Source organism: Bradyrhizobium sp. WSM2793, assembly GCF_000379585.1.
Lineage (GTDB): Bacteria > Pseudomonadota > Alphaproteobacteria > Rhizobiales > Xanthobacteraceae > Bradyrhizobium.
The window spans coordinates 330,454-353,695 of the sequence record NZ_KB902769.1 but is presented as its reverse complement, the minus strand read 5'-3'; the positions used below and the strand labels follow the sequence as shown (position 1 = coordinate 353,695).

The following is a 23,242-nucleotide window of genomic DNA, read 5'->3' as shown; positions in this document are numbered from 1 at the left end:
GATGCGGTGCAGCCAACAATAGGAAGGACTCGTCCTATGCCGCATCCGCTCGACAGCTTCTTCGCGCCCGCCAGCATCGCGCTGATCGGCGCCTCGCGCGACCACGAGAAGATCCCGGGGCGGCTGTTGTCGATGCTGCGCAAGAACGAATATCCCGGGAAGATCTACCCGGTGAACCCGAACTACGCCGATATCTACGGGCTCGCCTGCTACAAATCGATTGGCGAGATCGGCGCGCCGATCGACCTTGCCGTCATCATCATCCCGGCCCGCGCCGTGTTTCCCGCGCTCGAGCAATGCGCTGCCGCCGGCGTCAGGAACGCCGTGATCATCTCCTCCGGCTTTGCCGAGGAGGGCGGCGACAGCGCGGCGATGCAGGACGCGATCGCGGCGCTGGCGAAGCGCGCCGGCATGCGGATATCCGGGCCGAACGCCGAGGGCTTCTTCAGCCAGGTGCAGCGCGTGGCGGCGACATTCAGTCCGGCCGTCGATGTCAAGCCAGGCGTGGTGCCGCTCGTTGCCAGCAAAAAACGGATCGGCATCGTCGCGCAGAGCGGCGGCATCGGCTTCGCCTATTATCATCGCGCGCGGGCCCTCGGAATCGCCGTCAGCTATGTCGTCAGCACCGGCAATGAATCCGATCTCGGCGCCGGCGAGTTCCTGGATTACATGGTGCAGGATTCCTCGACCGACGTGATCCTGCTGTTCATCGAGGGCATCCGCGACGTCGACAAATTTCTCGTCGCCGCCCGGCGCGCTGCGGAGATGAAAAAGCCGGTGATCGTGACAAAAGTCGGCCGCTCCGGCGCAGGCCAGCGCGCGGCTGCCTCGCATACCGCGAGCATGGCCGGCTGGTCGGCGGCCTATGACGCGGTGTTCGCGAAATACGGCTTCATCGTCTCCAACGATCTGGACGAAGCGCTGACGATCGCGGCGGTGCTTGCCAGCAATCCGCTGCCGAAGGGTGATCGCGTTGCCGTCGTCACCGTTTCGGGCGGTGCCGGCATCTGGGGCGCCGATGCGGTGGCGCTGCAAGGCTTGCAGGTGCCGGAGCTGTCAGAAAAGGTCCAGGCGGGGATCAAGCAGTTGATGCCGTCCTATGGCACGGCGCGCAACCCGATCGACGTCACCGCGCAAGGCGTCACCTCTGGCGGCTTGCAGAAGAGCGTCGATGTGCTCACTGCCTCGGACGAGGTCGATGCAATTCTGGTGGTGCTGTCGCTGTCGAGCGAGGTGCGCAAGCCCTTCAAGGAGGAGGAGCTGACGCCGGTGCTGTCGGCGCAACGCAAGCCGGTGGTGTTCTATTCCTACACGGTGCCGTCCGACTTCGCCCGCCGTGAGCTCGCCAAATCCGGCGTGGTGGTGCTCTCGGGCCTCACCCATGTCGGCGTCGCGATGCGTCGGCTGGTCGACTACGCCAGTTTCAAGCTGCCGCTACCTGCGGACACAGCGCGGCTGCCGGCGCGCGATCTTTCTGCGCATCTGAAATCGCCGGTTCTGTCCGAGGCCGACAGCAAGTCGTTGCTCCGCACCGCCGGCATTGCGTTGCCGGATGAGGTGCTGGTGAGAGACAAGAGCGAGCTCGACGAAGCCGTCACCCGCGTCGGCTTTCCGCTGGCCATGAAGATTCAGTCGCCTGATATCGCCCATAAGAGCGAAGTTGGCGGCGTGCGCGTCAACATCACCACCAAAGGCGAGGTGTTTCTGGCATTCGAGGCGCTGCTGGACAATGCGCGCCGGCACCGGCCGGAGGCGGATATCCAAGGCGTGCTGGTCGGCCCGATGGCGAAGAAGGGCGTCGAGATCATCGTCGGCACGATGACCGACGAGACGTTCGGTCCCATGGTGATGGTGGGTCTCGGCGGCATCACCACCGAGCTGTTCCGCGACGTCGTCTACCGCCCGGCGCCGGTGGGTGCGGAGGAGGCGGGTGCGATGCTGGCGGGCTTGAAAGCTGCGCCGCTCCTCAATGGGTTTCGTGGAGCGGTGAAGGCGGACGTTGCGGCTTTGTCGCGGTTGATCGCCGACGTTTCAGTGCTCGCCGCGCGGCATGCAATGGAGATCGCCGAGATCGAGCTCAATCCGGTCCTGGTGCACACCGAGGGGCAGGGCGTGACGATCGTCGATGCGCTGGTGGTGGGGAGGAAGTAGCGAGGCCACAAACACCACGGTCGTCCCGGGGCGCGAAGCGAACCCGGGACCCATAACTACAGGGAGGAGTTTGGCGAAGACTCGTGGTGACGGTATGCGCCCCATAGCTTCTTCCTGTGGTTATGGGTCCCCGCTTTCGCGGGGACGACAGGAGAAATTGCCGAAGCGCCGGCGCGATACGTCGACTATCGCCCCTTGAAATTCGCCGCCCGGCGTTCCTCCGTGGCCTTCACGCCTTCCTTGAAATCCTCCGTCGCGCGCAGCCGGGTCTGCTCGGCGAGCTCGTGGTTGGTCGCGGCCATGACGCGGTCGGCGAGGCCATTGCGCATCGTGGCGCGGGTGGAGAGTAGGCCGAGCGGCGAGCATTCGGCGATCTCGCCGGCGAGCTTCATCGCAGCCGCCTTGACCTGGTCCTGTGGCACCAGCTCGTTGGCGAGGCCCCACTTCACGGCTTCTTCGCCGGTGACGCGGCGGCTGGTGTAGAACATCAGCTCGGCGTTGTTCTTGCCGATCAGCTCAGGAAGAGTCGTCGTCAGGCCGAAGCCGGGATGGAAGCCAAGCTTGGTGAAGTTGGCTGAAAAGCGCGCTTCGGGGCAGGTGACGCGGAAGTCCGCCGACACCGCGAGACCCAATCCGCCGCCGATGGCGGCGCCCTGCACGGCGGCGACGATCGGCTTCTTGGCGCGGAAGATGCGCACGGCCTGGATGTAGAGATGGTTGATCGGCCCGAGATTGTCGGCGGGGTCGCCCTTCTTCTCGGCCTCGCGCGCCTCCTGCGCCTGCCGCGCCGGATCACCAAAGTTCGCGCCGGCGCAGAACGCCTTGCCCTGCGCCAAGAGCACCGAGCTGCGGATCTCGATGTCGCGGTCGAATTCGTCGAGCGCATCCGCGATCTGGTTGATCAGCGAGATGTCGAAGAAGTTCAGCGGCGGGCGGCGGATCTCGATGGTGCCGACATGTCCGACTTTCTCGACGCCGATGTCTTTGTAGGTGGTCATGATGATCCTCGAATGATTAGCGCAGGCCCAATCCGCGGGCGATGATGCCACGCAGCACCTCGGTGGTGCCGCCCTGGATGGTGAGTTTCGGTGCGGTCTTGATGGCGAAGTCGAGCTGTCGCTCCAAGGTCTCGCGGTTGGTCGCGGTCTCCTCGACGAAAGCAGCAAGGTCGCGGACGCGATGCGGAAGCTGCTGCTCCCACACCGTGCCGATATCCTTGACGATGGAGGCCTCGACCACAGGCTCCTTGCCGGCCTGCAGCATGCCGGCGACCGAGACCGACATGCGCCGCATGGTATGGAGCTGCGCCACCAGGCGCCCGATGCCTTCGGCGCTGCGCGTGTCGGGGTTGGGGCCGACTGCGCGGACCAGCTCGGTCAGCACGTAATAGGTTTCGAGGAAACGCTCGGGGCCCGAACGCTCATAGGCGAGTTCGCTCGTCGCCTGCTTCCAGGCGCCGTCGACCTCGCCGAGCACGTGATCGTCAGGCACGAAGAAGTCGGTGAAGACGACCTCGTTGAACTCGTACTGGCCGGTGATCTGGCCGATCGGGTTCACCTTGATGCCCGGCTGCTTCATCTTGACCAGGAATTGCGTCAGGCCGTGGCGGCGGTTTTCCTTGGTCGGCTGTGACGTCCGGAAGATCGCGATCATGTAGTCGGCGATGTGGGCCGACGAGGTCCAGATCTTGGTGCCGTTGATCAGATAGCCGCCGTCGGTCTTGGTCGCGCGCGTCTTTGCCGCGAACAGGTCGGAGCCGGAATTCGGCTCGCTCATGCCGATCGCAAAGCAGATCTCGCCGCGACAGATCCGCGGCAGGATGTCCATCTTGATATGTTCAGGCGCGTATTTCAGCAGCACCGGTCCGCTCTGGCGGTCGGCCACGAAGAAGCGCCGCGTCGGCGCATTCGCAACGCGCATCTCCTCGGTCACCACGTAGCGTTCGAGGAAGGAGCGCTCCTGGCCGCCATATTTTTTCGGCCAGGTCATCCCCAGCCAGCCCTTGGCGCCGACCCGGCGGGAAAATTCCGGCGCGTCGGTGTCCTCGCGATTGGGCTTGTGCGGATCGAAGGTGCCGGCGGCGATTTCTTCGGCGAGGAAAGCGCGCACTTCCTTACGCAATTGCTCGCACTTCTCGGGCAGGCGGATCGGATCGAAACGGAGGGCAGCGGTCATGTGTTTCTCTCCCTGATCAGCGCGACGCCACGAGCGGCCACAATTCGTCGGCGCCGAGGTTTGCGACCAGCTTGCCGAGCTCGACGGCCCAGTGGCTCTCCGAGCCGAAATCGTCGCGCCAGGCCAGCGCTCGCAGCGAATAGCGGTGCAGGATGTGCTCGAGGGTGAAGCCGATCGCGCCATGCACCTGATGTGCGATGGCGCCGCCCTTTTCCGCGGCTTCCGCGCAGCGGATCTTTGCCGAGGCGGCTTCGAGATAGACCTCGTCGTCGAAACGCGTCGCATTCGCGATGGCGTCGGCGGCCGAGGTCGCAGCCGCAAGAGCCGCGGCGGATTCGCCGGCGAGGCGGGCGAGATTGTGCTGCACGGCCTGGAATTTCGAGATCTTCTTCTCGAAGGCGACGCGCTCGTTGGAATAGCGCACGGAGATGTCGAGCATCGATTCCAGCGCGCCGGCGATCTGCAGGCTGCGGGCAACGCCACCCATCAGCATCATCGTGGTCTGGTCAAAGCCCTTCGGCGCGGCCTTGCGCGTGACGGGCTGGACCTTGTCGAGCGTCACGGTGTCGCTGTGGTCGTAGCCGACATTGAGGCCGGACTCGATCCGGACCTTGCCGGCATCGACCAGCGCGATCGAGACGCCATCCTTGCCGTGCGCCAGCACCGCAAAATGCTTGGCTGCTTTCGCAAAGGGCACGCCGCGGGCGCGGCCGGAAAGCGCGCCATCGGCATCGAGGGTGATGCGGTCCTTCGGCGAGGCCGGCACCACCGTCATCTCGCCCTCGGGCGATGCGATCTTCGCTTGCGCCAGCAGCCAGCCCGCCAACATGGTCTCGGCCAGCGGAACCGCGACGGCGAAACGGCCGGCGGCGTTCAGAAGCGCAAAGCCGTCGGCAAGGCTCGCGCCGGAGCCGCCGAGATCGTCGGGCACCCAGGACAATGGCAGGCCGGCTTCGCTCAGCGCCCGCCACAGCGGCGCCTGCCAGGCATCCTTCTTGTCGTTGTTGATGGTTTGCGGATCGGCGAGATCGGCGAAGATCTTCTCCGCAGTCTCGACGACGATGTTGTCACTCTCCGCCACAGCGTTCCCCGTGTTTTGCCGTTGGCGCGGCCCGCCTGGTGGAGCGAACCGCGCAGGTCTTCTTGCGCCCGATGATCCGAAAAAGCCATGGCCCTGACAAGCGTTGATCGCAGGTCAACCTGCGGCGCGGGCATGGGGCAAGGACCAATAGGAGGCTAATTCCGCTTAGCGGAGTTTGCTCGATTTGCAGGGCGCCGCAAACTCGCTAAACAAGGCCAGCGACCTAAGGCTTGCATTAGAACCAGGGGAAGGAAATCCGGATGGCCAAAGACAGTCTGTGCGCAATCGTGACGGGGTCCGCCTCCGGACTTGGCGCAGCAACCGCGGAAATCCTCGCGCGAAGCGGGGCGCGGCTCGTCATCAACTATTCCTCTAGCCAGAAAGAAGCCGAGGCCACCGCGGACGTCTGCCGCAAGGCGGGCTCTCCGGAAGTCCTGGTTGCGCAGGGCGACGTTTCAAAGGACGACGATTGCCGCAAGATCGTTGCGGCGGCCAGCGCCTGGGGCCGGCTCGACATCCTCGTCAACAATGCCGGCACCACCAAGCATGTCGCCCATGCCGATCTCGACGGATTGTCGGCTGAGGATTTCCAGCGCGTGTATGGCGTCAACACCATCGGCCCGTTCCAGATGGTGCGTGCCGCGCGCAGCCTGCTCGAAGCCGGTGCAAAGGCCTCGGAGCGGCCCTCCGCCGTGGTCAACGTGTCCTCGGTCGCCGGCATCAGCGGCGTCGGCTCGTCGATCGCCTACGCCGCGAGCAAGGGCGCGCTCAACACCATGACGCTGTCGCTGTCGCGCGCGCTGGCGCCGCTGATCCGCGTCAACACGGTCTGCCCCGGCTATATCGACACGCCCTGGTTCACCAAGGGCCGCGGCGAAGCCGGCGCCAAGCAGGTGCGGGACAGCGTGGTGGCGAAGGTGCCGCTCAGGGTCGCATCATCAGCCGAGGACATCGCGCAGCTCGTCTGCTTCCTCGCGATGCCGGCCTCCAGCAACATGACCGGCGAGGTCGTGCGCATGGATGCGGGGATGCATCTGATTACGTGAGATCGCGTTCCAATCTCCGCTGTCATCCCCGCCTAGTGCGCAATTGCGCACGGGGCGCGGGGATCCATAACCACAGGGAGAAGTTTGGCGCGACTCCGGTCACTCCGTGTCTTGGCCAAACCACTCCCTGTGGTTATGGGCCCCGGATCGGCGCGCGCTTAGGGCGCGCTTGTCCGGGACGACACCGAGTTGGGTGATAGGTCGCGCCACAACGCGACAGTGACTACCCCTTGATCACACCGCTCGCGACCAGCCGGTGCCAGATGAACAGCACCACCACCGCGCCGAGTGTGGCCATGATAAAGCCGGCGCCCTGGTCTGGGCTGTAATGGCCGATCGCCTGGCCGATGAAGGTCGCGAGAAACGCGCCGGCGATGCCGAGGATGGTGGTGAGGATGAAGCCGCTCGGGTTGTTCGGTCCCGGCGCCAGCCAGCGCGCGATGAGGCCGGCGACGAAGCCGACGACGATGATCCACAACAGGCCGCCCATGCTCATGAGTGTGCTCCCCTTCCCGAAAGCGCGTCGATCAACGTCCGATTAAAGTCTGCCCGAGATCTCGTTCTCGGTCGGCAGCCGTCCGTCCGGGGTCAAATGGTCGACCACCTGTGGCAGATACTGGCTGAGGCCGTTGAGCAACTCGTCGCGCGACAGGCCGCTTTGGGCGGACAGGCTGTCGATCTGGTCGGCGCCGAGTGCGCTCGCAAGATCGCCCGGCGCGATCGGCTTGTTCTGACCCTTGCCGACCCAGGAGTTCGCAGCGTCGCCGTGGCCGCCCTGCTGAAGCTGATTGAGGAGATCGCCGAGGCCGCCGCTGAGCACGGTGCCGGCCGCGCCGCCTGCAAGCAGGCCGCCGAGGCCGCCTTTGAGCAGGCCTCCGAGACCGCCAAGACCGCCGCTGTCCGCGGTGTTCGCGTTCACCGGCGGAGGGGCCGGCGTCGGCGACGGCTGCGGCGCCGTACCGGACTGGTTTGCCGTCATGTGCTTGAACGCCTTCCAGGCAAGCAGGCCGAGCAGCGCCATGGTCATCGGCGACATGCCGCCGGAGGATTTCTCGGAGCTGGGTGTAGAGGGGCCGCGCGGGCCGTTCTGCATGCCGTTGAGGACGTCGAGTAGACCCATGGTGCTCTCCTTTGGCGTGTCGTTCGGCGAGCGCTCGCCGCTGACTGCCCCCGGGCCGAAAACATATGGGGCTCTCATGACGGTTACAAGGCGGCTGCGCAGCGATGGGCAGCCGGCCTCGCCTCTGCTATCGAGGGGCGATCGTTCAGGGAGCAAGGCGAGGTGATGACGGATCGACCGATCGTGGTGGCCGGCGCAGGCGCCATCGGCTGTTTCGTCGGCGGCATGCTGGCCGCCAGTGGCCGCCGTGTCGCGCTGCTGGTGCGGCCGCGGGTGAAGACCGAGATCGAGCGGTTCGGCCTGCGATTGACGGATTTCGACGGCTCGGAGACGAAGCTCGGCGCAGGGCAGCTCGCGCTGTCCGAGGACCCCGCGATCGTCCACAGCGCCGGCATCGTGCTGGTCACGGTGAAGAGCGCCGACACCGCCGATGTCGCGGATCAGATCGCGCAGCATGCGCCTGAGGATGCCGTCATCGTTTCGCTGCAGAACGGCATCGGCAATATCGCGGTGCTGCGCGAGCGTCTCGGTGGGCGCCGCGTGCTTGCGGGCATGGTGCCGTTCAATGTGATCGCGATGGGCGAGGGCCGTTTCCACCGCTCGACCTCCGGCGACATCCATGTCGGAGAGGACGCTGGGAACACGGCCGCGGCATTGTCGGTATCCGGCCTCGCCATGCGCGCGAGCCGCGACATCACCGGCGTGCAATGGGGCAAGCTGATCATCAATCTGAACAACGCGCTCAGCGCATTGTCCGACATGCCGCTCGCCGCGCAACTGGCAAACCGCGACTGGCGCAGGCTGTTCGCCGACCAGATGGCCGAAGGGCTGGCCGCGCTGAAGGCCGCCGGCATCGCGCCGCTCTCGGCGACGCCGATCCCGATGAACTGGACGCCGGCCTTGCTGCGGCTGCCCGACATGATCTTCAATGCGATCCTGGGACGGACCATGAAGATCGATCCCGAGGCGCGCTCCTCGATGTGGCAGGATTTGAAACAGGGACGCAAGACCGAGATCGACTATCTCCAGGGTGCCGTCATCGCGCTCGCCGAGCAAAACCATGTCGAGGTGCCGCTGATGCGCCGTATTGTTGCGCTGATCAAGGAGGCCGAAGCCGCCGGCAACGGTCCGCCGCGGCTGACGCCGCAGCAGATTCGCGCGGTGGTTTGAGTGCAAGGAGGGACCGATGAAACGTAGCTTGATGATCGGGCTCGCGCTTGCCGCGCTTTGCGGCGCATCGACGCTCGCTCTTGCGAGACCGCCGACGGTCGTGAACTCGCCCGGCTATGATAGGCGGTTGCAGGAGAGCAGGTCGCAGTTGGGCAGCTCGCCGACGACTGCGCCGGTGGATGCGCCAACGGTCAAATCGAAGCGCGGCAAGAAGAAGCAACCGAACTGACGTTCCACACCTCGCTGTCGTAGGGTGGGCAAAGCGGAGCGTGCCCACCAACTTCTTTGTCTTGCTTCTTTGTCTTGCCAGGGTGGTGGGCACGGCGCTTGCGCGCCTTTGCCCACCCTACAAGTCAGTGCGAGGAGCTTACCCCTTCTTCGCCGGCTTGCTCGGGGTCGGATTGAACAGCTTTTTCAAATCGTTCAAGCTCTCCGACAGCCGCGGCCATTCGCAGGAGAATGAGCCTTTGGTGCACGCGCCCTTCGGGCGCTGACCGACGGTCTGCTGCACCTTTGGCCGCTCGACCGGGACGGGCACGCGCGCGACGTCGGTTCGCAGCGCGACCTGCTGGAGTTGCCGCGCCTGCAGTTCCTGCTGCTCGCGCTGTTGACGGGCGGCGGCCTCGGCCGCTTCGTTGCTGCCGCGCTCTTTGGCGAGATAGGCGGTGTAAGCTGCGTCGATCTTCTTCTGCTCCTCCGGCGTCGGATTGGGGCCGGCGATGTCGAAGGTGCGATCCTGCAGGAAGTCGTAATAGGAATAACCCCCGCCTGCCTTGCGGCGGCCGGCGAACTTGGCGTTGCAATCGGCAAGCGCGGATGTCTTCTCGGACTTGGTCGCGGCCTTCTCGGCGGCGTCGGCGCATTCCTCGAAATCGACCGGCGCGCGTTTCCACCATTGCGCCTGGGCATGCGCGTGCGTCAGCAGGAAAAATCCTGCCGCGGCAACAAGAACCAGCGCCGCACGACGCAATGCTATCACGGACGACATTCTACGAGAGCATTCCTTGCAAAACTCAACCCGAACTGAGTCGAGCCAGATTTTTGCCTCTTTATCGCCGGCTTGTCACCCATGGAACCCGGGAATTTCATGGCTGGGATGATGACATTTTGTGCTTGACGTGGCGCGTGAGTCACAGCGCCGCCCCGGCGGGCTGCTACACTTCGCCTTGCGAGCGCCTCACCTGAGGCGGCGCCAAGAAAGACCCCAAGAAACGAAATGGAAACGCCCGATGCTGCTGCCCCTGTCTGACGTGCCGCGCTGGTACGCTGAACGCAAACCACATGGCACGATTGCAATCCGTCACGGGCAGGACACGCTGACATGGGACGAGCTCGAGCGCGGCGCCAACCGGCGCGCGCGGGCGTTCATGGCCAAAGGCGTCAAGCCCGGCGACTTCGTCGCGATCGGATTGCCCAACGGCAATGCGTTTTTCGAGACCTCCTTTGCGGTGTGGAAGTGCGGTGCGACGCCGACCTCGCTGTCATGGCGGCTGCCGCGCGGCGAGGCCGCCGCGGTGCTCGACATCCTCAAGCCGGCGCTGGTGGTCGGCGGCGAGGCTGACTGGAACGCGCCGAACCGCCTGCCTGCGGATTTCGTGCCGGAAGGATTTTCGGACCAGGCGCTGACGCTGCCGGTGGCGCGCTACTGGAAAGCCATGACCTCGGGCGGCTCGACCGGCCGGCCGAAAGTGATCCTCGATCATCAGCCGGCCGTGACCGACACGGTCGCCGCGCCGCCGCTCAACATCCCCTTCGGGGTCTCGCTGCTCAATCCGGGACCGCTCTATCACAATGCGCCGTTCATCGTGTCGCACTACGCCCTGTTCACCGGCGGCCAGCTCACCGGTCTCGTCAAGTTCGACGCCGAGGAGACATTGCGGCAGATCGAACGCGAGCGCGTGCAATGGGTCAATTTCGTGCCGACCATGATGCACCGGATCTGGGCGCTGCCGGAGCAGGTGCGCAACGCCTACGATCTGTCGAGCCTTCAGACCGTCTTCCACATGGCGGCGCCGATGCCGCCCTGGCTGAAGGAGAACTGGATCGCCTGGCTCGGCCCCGAGCGGATCTGGGAGCTCTATGGCGGCACCGAGCGGCAAGGCTCATGCATCATCTCCGGCACGGAATGGCTGACGCACAAGGGCTCGGTGGGCAAGATCGGCGAGATGGCGCGCTTACGCATTATCGGCGAGGACGGCAACGACGTCGCGCCCGGCGAGACCGGCGAGATCTATTTCCTCAACAATGACGGCAGGGACGCCACCTATCATTATCTCGGCGCCGAGCCGAAGCGCCGCAGCGATGGTTGGGAATCACTCGGTGATATCGGCAGGCTGGATGCGGAAGGCTATCTCTATCTCGGCGACCGCCTCGCCGACATGGTGCTGCGCGGCGGCGCCAACATCTATCCGGCCGAGGTCGAGGCTGCCGTCTCTGAGTCTCCCGGCGTGCGATCCTGCGTCGTGGTGGGACTGCCCGATCCGGAATTGGGCCAGCGCGTGCACGCCATCATCGAGCCGGAGGGCGATGCCGACGGCCAGGCGATCGCCGACGGCATGGCGGAGTTCTTGAAGGACAGGCTCAGCCGCTACAAGCATCCGGAAAGCTTCGAGATCGTCGGCGCCCCGCCGCGCGATGATTCAGGCAAGGTTCGCAGAACACTGTTGCGCGACGAGCGCGCGGCGTGGATGAAGGAAGGGCGCGCCTTCCGGATCATGCCGGCGAAGGCGCGGGCGCACGCCGATTAAGAAGGAAGGATTTTTGGACATGACCATCACGATCGCAGCCAACAGCGTGCCGAAACCGCCGGCCGAGATCATCGAGGGTTTTCGCGGTGCGCCGACCTCGGTCATCTCAGACAATCTCGCCCGGCTGCCCGGCGCGGTCGGGCTAAAACCGTATCATCGCGGGGCTAAGCTGGTGGGCACCGCCTTCACGGTGCGCACGCGCCCCGGCGACAATCTCGCCATCCACCGCGCGCTCGAGCTGGTCGGTCCCGGCGACGTCATCGTGGTCGATGGCGGTGGTGACGAGACGCGCGCGCTGGTGGGCGAGATCATGAAGAACATCGCGCAATGGCGCAAAGCGGAAGGCTATGTGATCGACGGTGCGATCCGCGATGTCGCGGCCTTCGCGGCCGACAACTTCCCCTGCTACGCCCGTGCGGTGATCCACCGCGGTCCTTACAAGAACGGTCCCGGCGAGATCAACGTGCCTGTCACGATCGGCGGCAGCGTGATTGCGCCCGGCGACATCGTGGTTGGCGACGAGGACGGCGTGGTGTCGTTTCCCGCCGCCGGCGCCGCGGCGCTGCTCGAAGCGGTCCGCGCCCAGGTCGCGCGCGAGGAAGAGACCCTGAAGGCGATCCGCGAGGGCCGTTATCAGGGCTCTTATGGCAAGACTTGATCAGGCGGGCTTAAGTCAAGGCAATGGCTGAACTGATCGAAAGCCGACGTCAGCCATCTGCTATTTTCGAAAGTGATTCACGACCTTTGTTTCGGCCAAAGTTCTCTCATGCTTTTTGATGCTCAGGCTACTTTACATGATGAGGAATTACGCGATCGTCCTGCCCAGCTTCCTCCTTCTGTGGATGTCCGGAAGCAACGAGGTCAGCTCGGCGAAAATGCGCGAGGCCACCAACACTCATCCCACGCCGGCGATCGGCACTGTCGCTTTGACGGATGCGGAACGGCGGATGACGGAGGAGACTTATGCAAAGGTAACGGGGCTGTCCCAAGGTGAGGTGGGAAAGCGCTTCGCGGCAAGTGGAGTCCTACGATGTCCCGGCGGAGCCAGCAGCGCTCAAGTCACCGGAGCGCGCGACGTGATCACGACGGTGGCTCACGCGTTTCGGGACGCTTGCAAGCCTCATACGTCACCAGAGAAGTGCATATTCGAATACTATTTGGGAGCGGAGAAGCGGATCATTCCCTTGTCGGCAGCTCTATGGATGGGCACCTGCGTCGATGCTGCACCGAGGCAGGGCAGCGTCGATTGGGCCGTCGCAAGACTTAGATTTCCCGCAGATGTGACGCCGTACGAAATATATGAGCAGCCCGAAACTCTCGTGGAGCTGGAGCGTGTTCTGGCAGTTGTCGGTTATGATATCGAAGCCACAGGAAAGAGGGACAAGGACGGGCCGTTCAACAAGACGATCCAGGAGTGCCAAATCCGCGACGTGAGGGATTGGCAGACATTTGAAACGAACTGCGAGTTCGAGTTCGGGGCATCAGGAAGCGCCCTCTTTCGCCAGTGGGGCCGTCGAATGACTTTGCTTGGCGTCGTTTTCGGGGACTATCACGACGAAGAATATTGTCCACGAGGCGGCTGCGAGTTCAAGAGCCGGAGATGGTCGAGCTTGTTTGTGACCTTAAGGGGCGAGTTCAAAGACCGGCTCGTGGCCGCCGTACGTCAGTCGGCAGCAAGATGAAACGAAGGGAGAATGACGTGAGTCAGAAGGAAGAATTCCACAATATCGATGATCCCAGCGACGGGCTGTTCCGCGAGCTCGCGGCGGGGGTGACCACGCGCATCTTCTCCGGCGAGCAGGCGATGCTGTCGGTGGTGACATTGGCGCCGCATGCGCAGGGCACGCTGCACCATCATCCCGAGGAGCAATGGGGCGTGCTGCTCGATGGCTCCGCCATCCGCGTCCAGGGCGATGAGGAAATTGCCGTGACGAAGGGCGATTTCTGGCGCACCCCGGGCAATGTGCCGCACACCATGCGCGCCGGCCCCAATGGGGCCCGGGTGCTGGACATCTTCAGTCCGCCTCGGCCAGAATACAAGAAAGCGGGGTCGGGCTTCGGGACGACTTAAGCGCTTCGCGCTTAGGGTATTTTCTTGAGCATGATCTTATCGGAAAACCGCTGCACACTTTTCCGGATCATGCTGTAGCGCCAAAGAGCAAAAGCCGGGCGCTGAAACCAAAAAGGGAGGGGACCATGACGATCACACGACGCACGCTGCTGGCTGCACCGGCCATTCTCGCATTGACGCCGGCGATGGCGCAGGCCGGCAAGATCACGCTGGTGGTGCCGTTTCCGCCGGGCGGCTCGACCGATGCGATGGCGCGGCTGCTGCAGGCCAGCCTGCAAACCAAGCTCGGTCGCATCGTCGTGGTCGAGAACAAGTCGGGCGCCGCGGGCGCGCTCGGCGCGGCGCAGGTCGCCAAGAGCCCGGCGGACGGCACCTCGTTCCTGGTGACGTTCGATTCCCATGCTGTGATTCCGTCGATCCTCGACAAGCCGCCGGTCGACGTCGAGCGCGAGCTGATGCCGGTGCTGCTGATCGGCACTGCGCCCTATGTGATCGCCGCCGGCGCCGGCCGCCCCTACAAGAGCTTTGCCGATGTGGTAGCCGCCTGCAAGGCGACCCCGGGCGCGGTGAAATATGCGTCCGTCGGCATCGGCACGCTCGGCCATCTCGCCATGACCGTGCTCGGCAGCAAGGCCGGGGTCGAGATCATGCACGTGCCCTATCGCGGCGGCGGCCCGGCCATGAACGACGTGCTCGGCGGCCATGTCGATCTCATCGCGGGATCGGCCGCGCTGGTCGCCGCCCAGCTTGGCACCAACATGCTGCGTCCGATCCTGCAGCTCGGCCGCGAGCGGCTGCCGGCCTTGGGGGATACGCAGACCGCGATCGAGGCGGGCTTTCCCGATTTCGAGACGCTGGCCTGGTGGGGCATCTTCGCGCCCGCAGGCACGCCGCCCGATATCGTCGCAGCCTTCGCGGCGGCGTCCAAGGAGATCCTGAGCGAGCCCGCGACCGCCGCCCAGCTCAAGGACACCCAGCACATGACGCTGCTGCTCCAGGACGGCGCCGCCTTCAAGACCTTCTTCGACAAGCAGGTCGCCACTTGGGGCAAGGTCGTGAAGGACAACAATATCAGGGCGTGAGAGGCCTCTGCCCGGGATTGCCATCCCGGGTCCGGTGCGCTCGCGCGGGCCTGAGCGTCAGAGCATCTTGCCGACGATCTTTGTCATATCCGCTGCCGAAAACGCGCGCAGCGTTTCGGTGCGGACGTTGCCGAGTGCGCTGAGACTCAGGCTGAGCGACATCGCGGCAGCCTCATCTGGAGCCTCGAGAACGGTCACAACGTCATATCGTCCCTGCGTCCAGACGATCTCTTTCACAGTCACGCCGAACGTTTTGGCCATCTCCTTGAAGGCGTCTGCCCGCTTCGGCGAGTCCTTGACGTTGCGGACTCCCTGATCCGTGAAGTTCGACAGCACAACATAGGTTACCATGGTCGTCCTCCCTGGTTAGGACTTGAGGAAACCGCGCTGAGCTTGCCACGGCGGCTGAGACAGCGCTACTTGCGCGTTGGAACGTCAGCAGATGCGACTTATTCGGTCAGGACAACGGCCGTGCGAAACTGAGCTCATGGCCGTCGGGGTCGGTGAGATGGAAGTAGCGCTCACCCCATTCCGCATCGCGCGGCGTGGTCGACGGCTGCCACCCGGCAGCGCGCGCCTGTGCGTAGGTCTCGTCGACATCGGCCACGTAGAAGATGACGCGGCCCCACCAGGACCAGCGCTTGTCTTCCGGTTGCGCAGTCAGATTGAGATAGCCGCTGCCGGCGCGGAAGCTCGTGAATGCGGCGGCTTCGCCACCATACAGGAGCTCGAACCCCAGCGATCGGTAGAAGTGCACGGCGACCTCCATGTCATGCGTGCCGAGCGTGATGGCGCTGATGCTTTCGATCATGTGAGCTGCTCCGCTGAGGGGGGCCTGGCAGCGATTGTATAGCCGCCCCGTTCAGGTTGACGATGGTCTGGCCCGCCTGACGGCTGGCGAACCGCATTTTGCTCTGCTATGACGGGATCGAACCCGTACCCACGGGTTCCGCGGTCCCGTAGCTCAGCCGGATAGAGCGACGGTTTCCTAAACCGTAGGTCGGAAGTTCGAGTCTTCCCGGGATCGCCAATATCTCAGATACTTGACGTGATTGCGGGCCGCCCCCAGGGGGCTTGCGTGCGCCTTCCCCAATCCTTCGGCTTCGCCCTCGTGTTCGCCCGTCATCCCGCCGCTGACGATGGCAAGGTCATGTCGTCCCGGCTAGCGGAAGGGTAGCGGCGGGGGTATCCTGCTCGCTTTGTAATTGAAGATCTGGACGCCCTGCGCAGCAGCTCGCAGCAATCATTTCCACAGGGCTCGCTCATCATCACTCGCTTCAGGAAGCTCTGGCCGTGATCAAGCAAACGTCAAACAGAAGCGGCGGGATCGAGCCGCGTTCATTTCTGGGCGACAACAAGGCGTTCGAGCGCTGGCTGCGTTCCCAATGCACTGTCGTCGAGCCCGACCTCGACGAAAAGCACAAGAAGATGAAAGATGACCCGTTCGTCTTCCTTCGTGCAACTTTCTTCCGCTGGGCCAGGTGTATCGAAGCGCTCTGCCCGGAGTTGAAGGACGCGCCGCGGGTGCCGTCCGTGGGCGACACTCATATCGAGAATTTCGGCACCTGGCGCGACGCGGAGGGACGTCTCGTCTGGGGCGTCAACGATTTCGACGAGGCCGCGAGCATCGCCTATCCCTTCGATCTCGTACGCCTGGCGACGAGCGCGCGGCTGGCGCCAAAGGCCAGGAAAAAGAAGGCGAGAGCCATGACCCATGTCGGCAATGGCGACGCCGCCATGGCGATTCTCGATGGTTACAAGAAGGGTCTCAAGAAGCCGCTGCCCTCGCTACTGGATGAGCAGGCGAGCTGGATGCGCGCTTATGTGGCATGCACCGACGACGAACGTCAGGAGTTCTGGGACGATGTGAAGAACTACCCGCGGGCGAAGCCACCGTCCCCTGTTGCCGCAGCCCTCCGCAAGAAACTACCACCCGGCGCCTCATCCGGTCGCTTCGCGACGCGCGTGGCAGGTGTCGGCAGCCTGGGCCGGCCGCGTTTTCTCGTCATCGCCGACTGGTGCGGCGGCCAGATCGTCAGGGAAGCCAAGGCGCTGGTGCCGTCGGCCTGGGATTGGGCGCATGACCAGCAGGGCAGGCTGCGCTTCCTTGATCTCGCCAAAGCTCCGTATCGAGCTCCCGATCCACACCTCGCGCTCGAACGTCGGGGTGGCTTCGTGATCCGGCGCCTTGCGCCCGACTCCCGCAAGATCAATCTCGGGGATCACGCGAACATGAGCCTGGAGCTCGATCTGCTCAACGTCATGGGCTTCGACATCGGCGCCATTCATGCCGCCAAGGGTGCATCGGAGAGGATCGCTGCAGATCTGAGCAAGCGCGACAATGATTGGCTCCATGCCGCTGCAAAGGCCGCCGCCGCATTCGTCGAGGACGATTTCAGGGCGTGGCGCAGGCACGGTTGACCGGCGAGCGCCGGCCCCGCTCTCGATTGTCCCCCGTGCTTTGCTCGATTGGTGCAAGATTTGCTATAGGGCATTTGAAAGAGGCAGGAAGCGGCTTGGCCCGCGCCCGCCATGCCACGTCCGGAGACAAAAATGACTTTCGACTTGATCCTGCGCGGGGGCCGAGTGATCGACCCCTCCCAGAAGCTCGATGCTGTGATGGATGTCGCCTTTGCCGGTGGCAAGGTGGCGGCGGTCGGGACCGGGCTCAAGGCGGATCCGGGCACGGATGTGCGCGACGCTTCGAAATACATCGTGACGCCGGGGCTGATCGATCTCCACACCCATGTCTATTGGGGCGGCACCTCGCTCGGCATCGATGCCGAGGAATTCTGCCGCCTCTCCGGCGTCACTACCGCGGTCGACACCGGCAGCGCCGGGCCCGGCAATTTCGCCGGCTTCCGCAAGCATGTGATCGAGCCGAGCCAGGTCCGCATCCTCGCTTATTTGCACGTTTCCCATGCCGGCATCTTCGGCTTCTCGCACCGGATCATGGTCGGCGAGAGCGAGGAGCTGCGGCTGATGAACCCGATCGAGGCGGCCAAGGTGGCCGATGCCAACCGCGATCTCATCGTCGGCATCAAGGTCCGCGTGGGCCTGCATTCCTCGGGTACCTCGGGCGCGGTGCCGCTCGACATCGCGATCGAGGTCGCCAACGAGGTCGGCATGCCCTTGATGGCGCATATCGACCATCCGCCGCCGAGCTATGAGGAGGTGCTGGCACGCCTCCGTCCCGGGGACGTGCTGACCCATGCGTTCCGCCCGTTCCCGAACACGCCGGCAACCGCGCAGGGCACGGTGAAGAAGGCGGTGCTGGACGCGCGCGAGCGCGGCGTGCTGTTCGACATCGGCCACGGCAAGGGCTCGTTCGCGTTCAAGACCGCGCGCGCGATGCTCGCGAACGGCTTCTATCCGGACACGATCTCGTCCGACATCCACCAGCTCTGTATCGACGGCCCGGCCTATGACCAGGTCACGACCATGTCGAAATTCCTCTGCATGGGCATGGAGCTATCCGACGTGATCGCGGCCTCGACGGTGAATGCGGCGATGGCGCTGCGCCGCCCCGAGCTCGGCAGCCTCAAGCCCGGCTGCGTCGGCGACGCCACGCTTGTTACGGTCAGGCAGGGCCAGTTCGACTACGAGGACGTCGTCGGCGAGCATTTGATCGGCGACCGCAAGATCGTCTCCGAAGGCGTCGTCATCGGCGGCCGCTGGTGGCATCCGAACTGAGGCGGCGCTCACCGGTCGTGAGCGTCGCCACGGGATTCACCTGTCAGTCGCGTCCCGCCTCCATGATCGCTTTGGCGAGCCGTGCCGGATCGGAGAAGCACAGCTCATGGCTTCCCGGCACTTGCACCAGGCGGAACAGGCCGAGCTTCTCTGACAGCCGCGGATGCCAGGGATGGCTGTGCGGCATGGCGGTGTCCTCGGTGCAGTTGATGTAGGATTTGGCCAGCGGCATTTCGGCTGGATTGGTCTTGAGCGCGATCTTGTCGGTGAAGGTCGCCAGGGGATGCGGATTGAGCACGTCGTAGGCCTTCTGCGCCAGCGCGATATCCGCATCATTGATAAAGGCCTCGCGCCAGACCGGGAAAGGCAAGACCACCGAGCCGTCGCCGCGCTCGGCCGCGATCGCGTCAAACAGCCCGATATAATGCGGCGGCACCATGTCGTTGAGACATTCGCCGTCGTTGGGCACGAAGGCATTCCAATAGACCAGGCGGCGGATCCGCTCGGGAGCCAGGTCGGCAACGCCGGTGATGACCATGCCGCCATAGGAATGGCCGAGCAGGATGACGTCCTTTAGATTGTTCTCGGCAAGATAATCAGCGATCGACTGGATCGCTTCCTTCAGCCCGGTCGTCTTGGCATCGCCCGGACGGTTGCCTTTGATGGTGGGGGTATGGACCTGATGGCCTGCCGCGCGGATGGGGGCGGCGACAGGCTCGAACTCGGTGCCGGTGTGCCAGGCGCCGTGGACGAGAACGTAGGTGGACATGTTGTGGCTCCTCCCGAGGGTGTGGTTAGATCGGCGCATGATGGTCTTGGCGGGGCAGTGTGGCCGCGCAGCAAACCTGAACCGGTAACGAATTCGTTGCTTGGCTGGGAGTGAACCGGATTGGTCTCGGAGTGAACCGATGCAGCAGATCGAGCGCGCCGTTCCGTCACGCCAATCGGCCTGGGACACCGCGGGCGTCCGGCCAGCGGAGCAATTCGCCTATTATCGCGAGGCGATCTGCCAGGCTTTCATGAATCTGACGCCGGAGCCGGCGGCGGCAGCCGGCTTTCCCGCCAGCGTCGAGCACGTCCGTCTCGGCGACGCCGCAATCAACCGCGTCAGCTTTCCCGAACACGTCGTGCGCCGTTCCGCAGCCGACATCGCGGCGTCCGACCGCAGCTGCTTCTATCTCAATCTGAAGCTGGCCGGCCGCTGTCGCATCCTGCAAGGAAATCGCGAGATCAGCCTGTCGCCCGGACAGGTCGGCATCTTCGACAGCGACCAGCAGTTCGCGCTTTTGCACGATCGTGGTCCGCAATTGCGTGTCGCCTCGTTCTGGGTGCCGGCTGAGGCGTTGCGCGAACGGCTGCCCGTTTCGTTCGATGTCGCTGCGGTGCGCGTGTCCGACGATCCCTTCGTCGGCCATCTCATCGTCGAGACGGCGCGCACGCTCAGCGACGGGGCGCTGCGCATGACCGAGGATGAGGGCGTGCTTCTGTTCCGGGCGTTGATCGAGCTGGTTGCCGTGAGCCTGTCACGTCGCAGCCGGGCAGGTGCTGCCGAGTCGGAAAATCTCGCCGATACCACCACGCTGGCCTTGAAACGTGCCATTCACCGGCGGCTCCGCGAGCCCGGGCTTGCGGTTGCCGATGTCGCCGATGCCGTGGGCATCAGCGAGCGCTACGTGCACAAGCTGCTGGCGCGATCGGGCTCCAGCTTCACCGAATACGTCATCGACCATCGGCTCGACGGCGCGGCCAGGGATCTCAGGGATGCTGCGATGGCGGATCGTGCGATCGGCGCCATCGCGTTCGACTGGGGCTTCTCGGACCTGTCGCACTTCACGCGGCGCTTCAAGCAACGCTTCGGCTGCCGGCCGCGTGACTGGCGTGCGCAATGAATCGAGCTACAACGACCTCGCGATCAGCAGCTTCATGATCTCGTTGGTGCCGCCATAGATCTTCTGGATGCGGGAATCGATGAAGATGCGCGAGATCGGGTATTCCTGCATGTAGCCGTAGCCGCCGAACAGTTGGAGGCATTCGTCGGCGGTCTCGACCTGCTTCTCCGAGCACCAGTATTTCGCCATCGACGCCGTGACGGTGTCGAGATCCCCGGCGACCAGGCGCTCGATGCACCAGTCGACGAAGACGCGCGCTATCATGGCTTCGGTCTTGCGCTCGGCGAGCTTGAAGGCGGTGTTCTGGAAATCCATCAGGGGCTTGCCGAACGCTTTCCGCTCCTTGGTGTAGTCGGTGGTGAGCTTGACCGCGCGCTCCATCGAGGCGACGGCGCCGACCGCGAGCGCAAGGCGCTCCTGCGGCAATTGCTGCATCAGCTGGACAAAACCCTGGCCTTCCTCCTTGCCGAGCAAATTCTCGGGCGGCACGGTGACGTTGTCGAAGAACAGTTCCGAGGTGTCGGAGGCATGCAGGCCGATCTTGTCGAGGTTGCGCCCGCGCTTATAGCCGTCCGCGCCTGCGGTCTCGACCACGATCAGCGAGATGCCCTTGGCGCCGGCGTCGCCGGTGCGCGCGACCACGATGACGAGATCGGCGGCCTGGCCGTTGGTGATGAACGTCTTCTGGCCGTTGATGACGTAGGAATTGCCCTGCTTCTTCGCCGTGGTCTTGACGGCCTGCAGGTCCGAGCCGGTGCCGGGCTCGGTCATGGCGATGGCGCCGACCATCTCGCCCGAGGCCATCTTCGGCAGCCAGCGCTTCTTCTGCTCCTCCGAGCCGTAATTGAGGATGTAATGCGCGACGATGGCGCTGTGCACGGAGACGCCGGTCGTCATCTCCGGCACCGTGCTTTCGAGATCGTCCAGCACCGCCGCGTCATAGGCGAAGGTGGCGCCCAGGCCGCCATATTCCTCCGGGACGCTCGCCAGCAGCGCGCCCATCTCGCCGAGGCCGCGCCAGGCGAAGCGGTCGACCATCTTCTGCTCACGCCATTTCTCGGCGTGCGGCGCCAGGTCCTTGGCGAGGTATTTCCGGAACTGGTCGCGAAAGACGTCGAGCTCTTCGGTCATCCAGGAGGAGCGGTAGGACATGGTTACCTCGGTTGATGCGCAGTTCCGGCTTGGTAGGCCAGCCGGGCGCGGCAATTATTGTGTTTTCAGGCTGCGCCGGTGACGCTACCAAGGCGGCCGGAAACGCGTCTGTCAGGATGATCGATTGTGGCTGTCAAAACTCAAGAGCTCAAGCTCGACATCGAAAACATCGGCACGGTGTCAGCGATCCTGACGCAGCCTGACGGCGCGAGGGCCTGTTACGTGCTGGCACATGGTGCGGGCGCCGACATGCGGCATGCCTTCATGGCGAAGACCGCAGAAGGACTCGCGGATCGCGGCATCGCGGCGCTCCGCTTCAATTTCCTCTACATGGAAGAGAAGAAGGGGCGCCCCGACCAGCCGGCGGTCGCGCACTCCGCCATCCGTGCGGCGGTCGCGGAGGCGGCGCGGCAGTGTCCTGGGGTGCCGCTTGTCGCCGGCGGAAAATCGTTCGGCGGGCGCATGACCTCGCAGGCGCAGTCGAAGGCGCCGCTGCAAGGCGTCAAAGGGCTCGCCTTCCTCGGCTTCCCCCTGCATGCCGCCAAGAAGCCGTCGTCCGAGCGTGCCGAGCACCTCGCGGGGGTCACGATCCCCATGCTGTTCCTGCAGGGCACGCGGGACGGGCTTGCCGATCTCGGCCATCTCAGGCCCGTCGTCACGGCGCTCGGCGCGAAGGCGACGCTGCACGAGGTCGAAGGCGGCGATCATTCCTTCGCGGTGCTGAAGAAGTCCGGCCGGACGAATGAAGAGGCGCTCACAGAAGTGCTCGACACGCTCGCGGCCTGGATTGACCAACTCGCCTGAGCTTCACGCCGCATAAAGCCCCTTGTCACGCGCCTTCTGGATTGCCAGCGCGGCGATCAGGTCGAGCGTCGGCGTCGACAGGCCGGCGGTGCGCGCGAAGGCAGCCGGCGCCCTCACCAGCACGTCGATCTCCATGGCGCGGCCGAGCTCGTAGTCCTGCAGCAGCGAGGGCTTGTGATTGGGGGCGGGCCCGCTGCGCGTCACGCGCTTGACTTCGGGAATGAAGTGCTGAGCGATGTCGTTGGCCTCGTTCAGCATGCGCGGGATGACCTCCGCAAAGGCGGCATCGTCGCGCACGCCGCGTGCGGTCTGGCCTGTCAGCAGGCACAGCACCGATAGCGACATGTTGGTCAGCAGCTTTGACCAGATCGCCTCGCGGATTTCGGCGACCGGCGGCGATTCCAGCCGCGCGTCGTTGAAGACGCCGCGAAGCCTGGTGATGCGCTCGCAATTGCGGTCGTCGCATTCGCCGATCAAGAGGCGGTTTCGGTCCGGGGTGAGGTTGTGCACCACGCCTGGCGCCGTCACCTCGTTGGAGGAGAAGACGACGCCGCCGATGATCCGCTCCTTCGGGATGCAGCTGCGCAAGCGCCCGCCGGGATCGAGGAAGGAAATGTCCGGCGGCGCCGGATGCCGCGGCGGCAGGCCGATCCCGTACCACCAGGGGATACCGTTCTGGGCAAAGACGATGGCGGTGTCGTCCTGAAGCAGCGGCTTGATGCTGGCGACCAGCCCCGGCAGCGCAGTGGCCTTCAACGTCGAGATCACGACGTCCTGCGGCCCGAGCTGGGCCGGATCGCCCGAGGCGTTCACCTTGGCGGAGACCTCGGAATCACCGACGCGCAGTTTGAGGCCACCTGCCCGGACCGCCTCCAGATGCGCCCCCCGCATCACGCACGAAACGTCATGACCGGCGCGCGCCAGCCGGACCGCGATGTGGCTGCCGACGGCGCCCGCGCCGAAAATGCAGATGCGCATGATGATTCCGTCCTGTCCCTTGGTGCCACCGGGCGGCAGCATGACACAAGCCGCCATGCGATGGACGCGGCCGCCCCACGCTG

At 64.8% G+C, this 23,242-nt stretch carries 24 protein-coding genes and 1 tRNA gene; 14 read left to right on the top strand and 11 right to left on the bottom strand.

The features are described 5' to 3' along the window. Nucleotides 1-36 precede the first annotated feature (36 nt). Nucleotides 37-2,151, top strand: a complete 2,115-nt coding sequence (locus A3AS_RS0104835; RefSeq protein ID WP_018316468.1) for an acetate--CoA ligase family protein — start codon at nucleotides 37-39, stop codon at nucleotides 2,149-2,151. A 185-nt stretch (nucleotides 2,152-2,336) separates the two neighbouring features. Here the strand turns inward: A3AS_RS0104835 and A3AS_RS0104830 are convergent, their stop codons facing one another. Genes A3AS_RS0104830 through A3AS_RS0104820 form a run of 3 tightly spaced genes read right to left on the bottom strand, consistent with a single transcriptional unit; the run spans nucleotide 2,337 to nucleotide 5,407 of the window. Continuing rightward, the gene (locus A3AS_RS0104830) at nucleotides 2,337-3,149 is read right to left on the bottom strand and encodes an enoyl-CoA hydratase/isomerase family protein (protein WP_018316467.1); all 813 of its coding nucleotides are present in this window, start codon (nucleotides 3,147-3,149) and stop codon (nucleotides 2,337-2,339) included. Nucleotides 3,150-3,165: 16 nt separating this feature from the next. Beyond that, on the bottom strand, nucleotides 3,166-4,326 hold the full coding sequence (locus tag A3AS_RS0104825; RefSeq protein ID WP_018316466.1) for an acyl-CoA dehydrogenase family protein: 1,161 nt from the start codon (nucleotides 4,324-4,326) through the stop codon (nucleotides 3,166-3,168). A 16-nt stretch (nucleotides 4,327-4,342) separates the two neighbouring features. Continuing rightward, nucleotides 4,343-5,407 carry an acyl-CoA dehydrogenase family protein gene (locus A3AS_RS0104820; RefSeq protein WP_018316465.1) on the bottom strand — a complete coding sequence of 355 codons (1,065 nt, stop codon included), beginning with the start codon at nucleotides 5,405-5,407 and terminating at the stop codon, nucleotides 4,343-4,345. A gap of 260 nt (nucleotides 5,408-5,667) precedes the next feature. Between A3AS_RS0104820 and A3AS_RS0104815 the strand changes: the two genes are divergently transcribed. After that, the gene (locus tag A3AS_RS0104815) at nucleotides 5,668-6,453 is read left to right on the top strand and encodes an SDR family NAD(P)-dependent oxidoreductase (protein WP_018316464.1); all 786 of its coding nucleotides are present in this window, start codon (nucleotides 5,668-5,670) and stop codon (nucleotides 6,451-6,453) included. A 223-nt stretch (nucleotides 6,454-6,676) separates the two neighbouring features. On the opposite strand, the gene A3AS_RS0104810 is transcribed toward A3AS_RS0104815, so the two are convergent. Continuing rightward, nucleotides 6,677-6,949: a GlsB/YeaQ/YmgE family stress response membrane protein gene (locus A3AS_RS0104810; RefSeq protein WP_018316463.1), complete on the bottom strand. Its 273-nt coding sequence runs from the start codon at nucleotides 6,947-6,949 to the stop codon at nucleotides 6,677-6,679. Between the two features lie 42 nt (nucleotides 6,950-6,991). Continuing rightward, nucleotides 6,992-7,573 carry a YidB family protein gene (locus tag A3AS_RS0104805; protein ID WP_020508623.1) on the bottom strand — a complete coding sequence of 194 codons (582 nt, stop codon included), beginning with the start codon at nucleotides 7,571-7,573 and terminating at the stop codon, nucleotides 6,992-6,994. Between the two features lie 162 nt (nucleotides 7,574-7,735). Between A3AS_RS0104805 and A3AS_RS0104800 the strand changes: the two genes are divergently transcribed. Further along, nucleotides 7,736-8,743: a 2-dehydropantoate 2-reductase gene (locus A3AS_RS0104800; protein ID WP_018316461.1), complete on the top strand. Its 1,008-nt coding sequence runs from the start codon at nucleotides 7,736-7,738 to the stop codon at nucleotides 8,741-8,743. 16 nt (nucleotides 8,744-8,759) lie between these two features. Next, nucleotides 8,760-8,972 carry a hypothetical protein gene (locus tag A3AS_RS0104795; RefSeq protein WP_018316460.1) on the top strand — a complete coding sequence of 71 codons (213 nt, stop codon included), beginning with the start codon at nucleotides 8,760-8,762 and terminating at the stop codon, nucleotides 8,970-8,972. Nucleotides 8,973-9,110: 138 nt separating this feature from the next. On the opposite strand, the gene A3AS_RS48145 is transcribed toward A3AS_RS0104795, so the two are convergent. Further along, entirely contained in the window at nucleotides 9,111-9,731 is a 621-nt protein-coding gene (locus tag A3AS_RS48145) for a hypothetical protein (RefSeq protein ID WP_018316459.1), read from the bottom strand. Between the two features lie 241 nt (nucleotides 9,732-9,972). On the opposite strand from A3AS_RS48145, the gene A3AS_RS0104785 reads away from it, so the two are divergent. The 5 genes from A3AS_RS0104785 to A3AS_RS0104765 all read left to right on the top strand — a co-directional run bounded on the left by A3AS_RS0104785 (nucleotide 9,973) and on the right by A3AS_RS0104765 (nucleotide 14,643). Next, complete coding sequence (locus tag A3AS_RS0104785; RefSeq protein WP_018316458.1) at nucleotides 9,973-11,490, top strand: AMP-binding protein; 1,518 nt, start codon at nucleotides 9,973-9,975, stop codon at nucleotides 11,488-11,490. A 19-nt stretch (nucleotides 11,491-11,509) separates the two neighbouring features. Continuing rightward, on the top strand, nucleotides 11,510-12,148 hold the full coding sequence (locus A3AS_RS0104780; RefSeq protein WP_018316457.1) for an RraA family protein: 639 nt from the start codon (nucleotides 11,510-11,512) through the stop codon (nucleotides 12,146-12,148). 136 nt (nucleotides 12,149-12,284) lie between these two features. Then, nucleotides 12,285-13,172, top strand: coding sequence for a hypothetical protein (locus tag A3AS_RS0104775; protein ID WP_157644204.1), 888 nt, complete (start codon nucleotides 12,285-12,287; stop codon nucleotides 13,170-13,172). 17 nt (nucleotides 13,173-13,189) lie between these two features. Further along, complete coding sequence (locus A3AS_RS0104770) at nucleotides 13,190-13,561, top strand: cupin domain-containing protein (RefSeq protein WP_020508622.1); 372 nt, start codon at nucleotides 13,190-13,192, stop codon at nucleotides 13,559-13,561. A gap of 125 nt (nucleotides 13,562-13,686) precedes the next feature. Further along, a complete protein-coding gene (locus A3AS_RS0104765; protein ID WP_018316454.1) occupies nucleotides 13,687-14,643 on the top strand; it encodes a tripartite tricarboxylate transporter substrate-binding protein in 957 nt (318 codons plus the stop codon). Nucleotides 14,644-14,700: 57 nt separating this feature from the next. Here the strand turns inward: A3AS_RS0104765 and A3AS_RS0104760 are convergent, their stop codons facing one another. Further along, on the bottom strand, nucleotides 14,701-14,994 hold the full coding sequence (locus A3AS_RS0104760; RefSeq protein ID WP_018316453.1) for a GYD domain-containing protein: 294 nt from the start codon (nucleotides 14,992-14,994) through the stop codon (nucleotides 14,701-14,703). A gap of 106 nt (nucleotides 14,995-15,100) precedes the next feature. Next, nucleotides 15,101-15,454, bottom strand: coding sequence for a VOC family protein (locus A3AS_RS0104755; RefSeq protein WP_018316452.1), 354 nt, complete (start codon nucleotides 15,452-15,454; stop codon nucleotides 15,101-15,103). Nucleotides 15,455-15,596: 142 nt separating this feature from the next. On the opposite strand from A3AS_RS0104755, the gene A3AS_RS0104750 reads away from it, so the two are divergent. From A3AS_RS0104750 to A3AS_RS0104740, 3 genes are all read left to right on the top strand, one after another. Beyond that, nucleotides 15,597-15,673, top strand: a tRNA-Arg gene (locus A3AS_RS0104750). A 263-nt stretch (nucleotides 15,674-15,936) separates the two neighbouring features. Beyond that, complete coding sequence (locus tag A3AS_RS0104745) at nucleotides 15,937-17,064, top strand: DUF2252 family protein (RefSeq protein ID WP_018316451.1); 1,128 nt, start codon at nucleotides 15,937-15,939, stop codon at nucleotides 17,062-17,064. Nucleotides 17,065-17,196: 132 nt separating this feature from the next. Continuing rightward, nucleotides 17,197-18,336, top strand: a complete 1,140-nt coding sequence (locus A3AS_RS0104740; RefSeq protein WP_018316450.1) for an amidohydrolase/deacetylase family metallohydrolase — start codon at nucleotides 17,197-17,199, stop codon at nucleotides 18,334-18,336. Between the two features lie 43 nt (nucleotides 18,337-18,379). Here the strand turns inward: A3AS_RS0104740 and A3AS_RS0104735 are convergent, their stop codons facing one another. Continuing rightward, nucleotides 18,380-19,105, bottom strand: coding sequence for an alpha/beta hydrolase (locus A3AS_RS0104735; protein WP_018316449.1), 726 nt, complete (start codon nucleotides 19,103-19,105; stop codon nucleotides 18,380-18,382). A 139-nt stretch (nucleotides 19,106-19,244) separates the two neighbouring features. Here A3AS_RS0104735 and A3AS_RS0104730 point away from each other — a divergent pair, with 139 nt between their 5' ends. Continuing rightward, nucleotides 19,245-20,225 (top strand): helix-turn-helix domain-containing protein, encoded by a 981-nt coding sequence (locus A3AS_RS0104730; RefSeq protein WP_018316448.1) that lies wholly within the window; start codon nucleotides 19,245-19,247, stop codon nucleotides 20,223-20,225. Between the two features lie 6 nt (nucleotides 20,226-20,231). On the opposite strand, the gene A3AS_RS0104725 is transcribed toward A3AS_RS0104730, so the two are convergent. Beyond that, entirely contained in the window at nucleotides 20,232-21,377 is a 1,146-nt protein-coding gene (locus A3AS_RS0104725) for an acyl-CoA dehydrogenase family protein (RefSeq protein WP_018316447.1), read from the bottom strand. Between the two features lie 126 nt (nucleotides 21,378-21,503). On the opposite strand from A3AS_RS0104725, the gene A3AS_RS0104720 reads away from it, so the two are divergent. Beyond that, nucleotides 21,504-22,181: an alpha/beta family hydrolase gene (locus A3AS_RS0104720; protein ID WP_018316446.1), complete on the top strand. Its 678-nt coding sequence runs from the start codon at nucleotides 21,504-21,506 to the stop codon at nucleotides 22,179-22,181. A 3-nt stretch (nucleotides 22,182-22,184) separates the two neighbouring features. Here the strand turns inward: A3AS_RS0104720 and A3AS_RS0104715 are convergent, their stop codons facing one another. Beyond that, a complete protein-coding gene (locus tag A3AS_RS0104715) occupies nucleotides 22,185-23,159 on the bottom strand; it encodes a ketopantoate reductase family protein (RefSeq protein ID WP_026201674.1) in 975 nt (324 codons plus the stop codon). Between the last annotated feature and the right edge of the window lie 83 nt (nucleotides 23,160-23,242).

Excerpts from the sequence above, each read along its gene's own strand:
- A3AS_RS0104835 (WP_018316468.1), top strand. The coding sequence starts at position 37 with ATGCCGCATCCGCTCGACAGCTTCTTCGCGCCCGCCAGCATCGCGCTG.
- A3AS_RS0104830 (WP_018316467.1), bottom strand. The coding sequence starts at position 3,149 with ATGACCACCTACAAAGACATCGGCGTCGAGAAAGTCGGACATGTCGGC.
- A3AS_RS0104825 (WP_018316466.1), bottom strand. The coding sequence starts at position 4,326 with ATGACCGCTGCCCTCCGTTTCGATCCGATCCGCCTGCCCGAGAAGTGC.
- A3AS_RS0104815 (WP_018316464.1), top strand. The coding sequence starts at position 5,668 with ATGGCCAAAGACAGTCTGTGCGCAATCGTGACGGGGTCCGCCTCCGGA.
- A3AS_RS0104810 (WP_018316463.1), bottom strand. The coding sequence starts at position 6,949 with ATGAGCATGGGCGGCCTGTTGTGGATCATCGTCGTCGGCTTCGTCGCC.
- A3AS_RS0104805 (WP_020508623.1), bottom strand. The coding sequence starts at position 7,573 with ATGGGTCTACTCGACGTCCTCAACGGCATGCAGAACGGCCCGCGCGGC.
- A3AS_RS0104795 (WP_018316460.1), top strand. The coding sequence starts at position 8,760 with ATGAAACGTAGCTTGATGATCGGGCTCGCGCTTGCCGCGCTTTGCGGC.
- A3AS_RS48145 (WP_018316459.1), bottom strand. The coding sequence starts at position 9,731 with ATGTCGTCCGTGATAGCATTGCGTCGTGCGGCGCTGGTTCTTGTTGCC.
- A3AS_RS0104785 (WP_018316458.1), top strand. The coding sequence starts at position 9,973 with ATGCTGCTGCCCCTGTCTGACGTGCCGCGCTGGTACGCTGAACGCAAA.
- A3AS_RS0104780 (WP_018316457.1), top strand. The coding sequence starts at position 11,510 with ATGACCATCACGATCGCAGCCAACAGCGTGCCGAAACCGCCGGCCGAG.
- A3AS_RS0104775 (WP_157644204.1), top strand. The coding sequence starts at position 12,285 with ATGATGAGGAATTACGCGATCGTCCTGCCCAGCTTCCTCCTTCTGTGG.
- A3AS_RS0104765 (WP_018316454.1), top strand. The coding sequence starts at position 13,687 with ATGACGATCACACGACGCACGCTGCTGGCTGCACCGGCCATTCTCGCA.
- A3AS_RS0104760 (WP_018316453.1), bottom strand. The coding sequence starts at position 14,994 with ATGGTAACCTATGTTGTGCTGTCGAACTTCACGGATCAGGGAGTCCGC.
- A3AS_RS0104755 (WP_018316452.1), bottom strand. The coding sequence starts at position 15,454 with ATGATCGAAAGCATCAGCGCCATCACGCTCGGCACGCATGACATGGAG.
- A3AS_RS0104740 (WP_018316450.1), top strand. The coding sequence starts at position 17,197 with ATGACTTTCGACTTGATCCTGCGCGGGGGCCGAGTGATCGACCCCTCC.
- A3AS_RS0104735 (WP_018316449.1), bottom strand. The coding sequence starts at position 19,105 with ATGTCCACCTACGTTCTCGTCCACGGCGCCTGGCACACCGGCACCGAG.
- A3AS_RS0104730 (WP_018316448.1), top strand. The coding sequence starts at position 19,245 with ATGCAGCAGATCGAGCGCGCCGTTCCGTCACGCCAATCGGCCTGGGAC.
- A3AS_RS0104725 (WP_018316447.1), bottom strand. The coding sequence starts at position 21,377 with ATGTCCTACCGCTCCTCCTGGATGACCGAAGAGCTCGACGTCTTTCGC.
- A3AS_RS0104715 (WP_026201674.1), bottom strand. The coding sequence starts at position 23,159 with ATGCGCATCTGCATTTTCGGCGCGGGCGCCGTCGGCAGCCACATCGCG.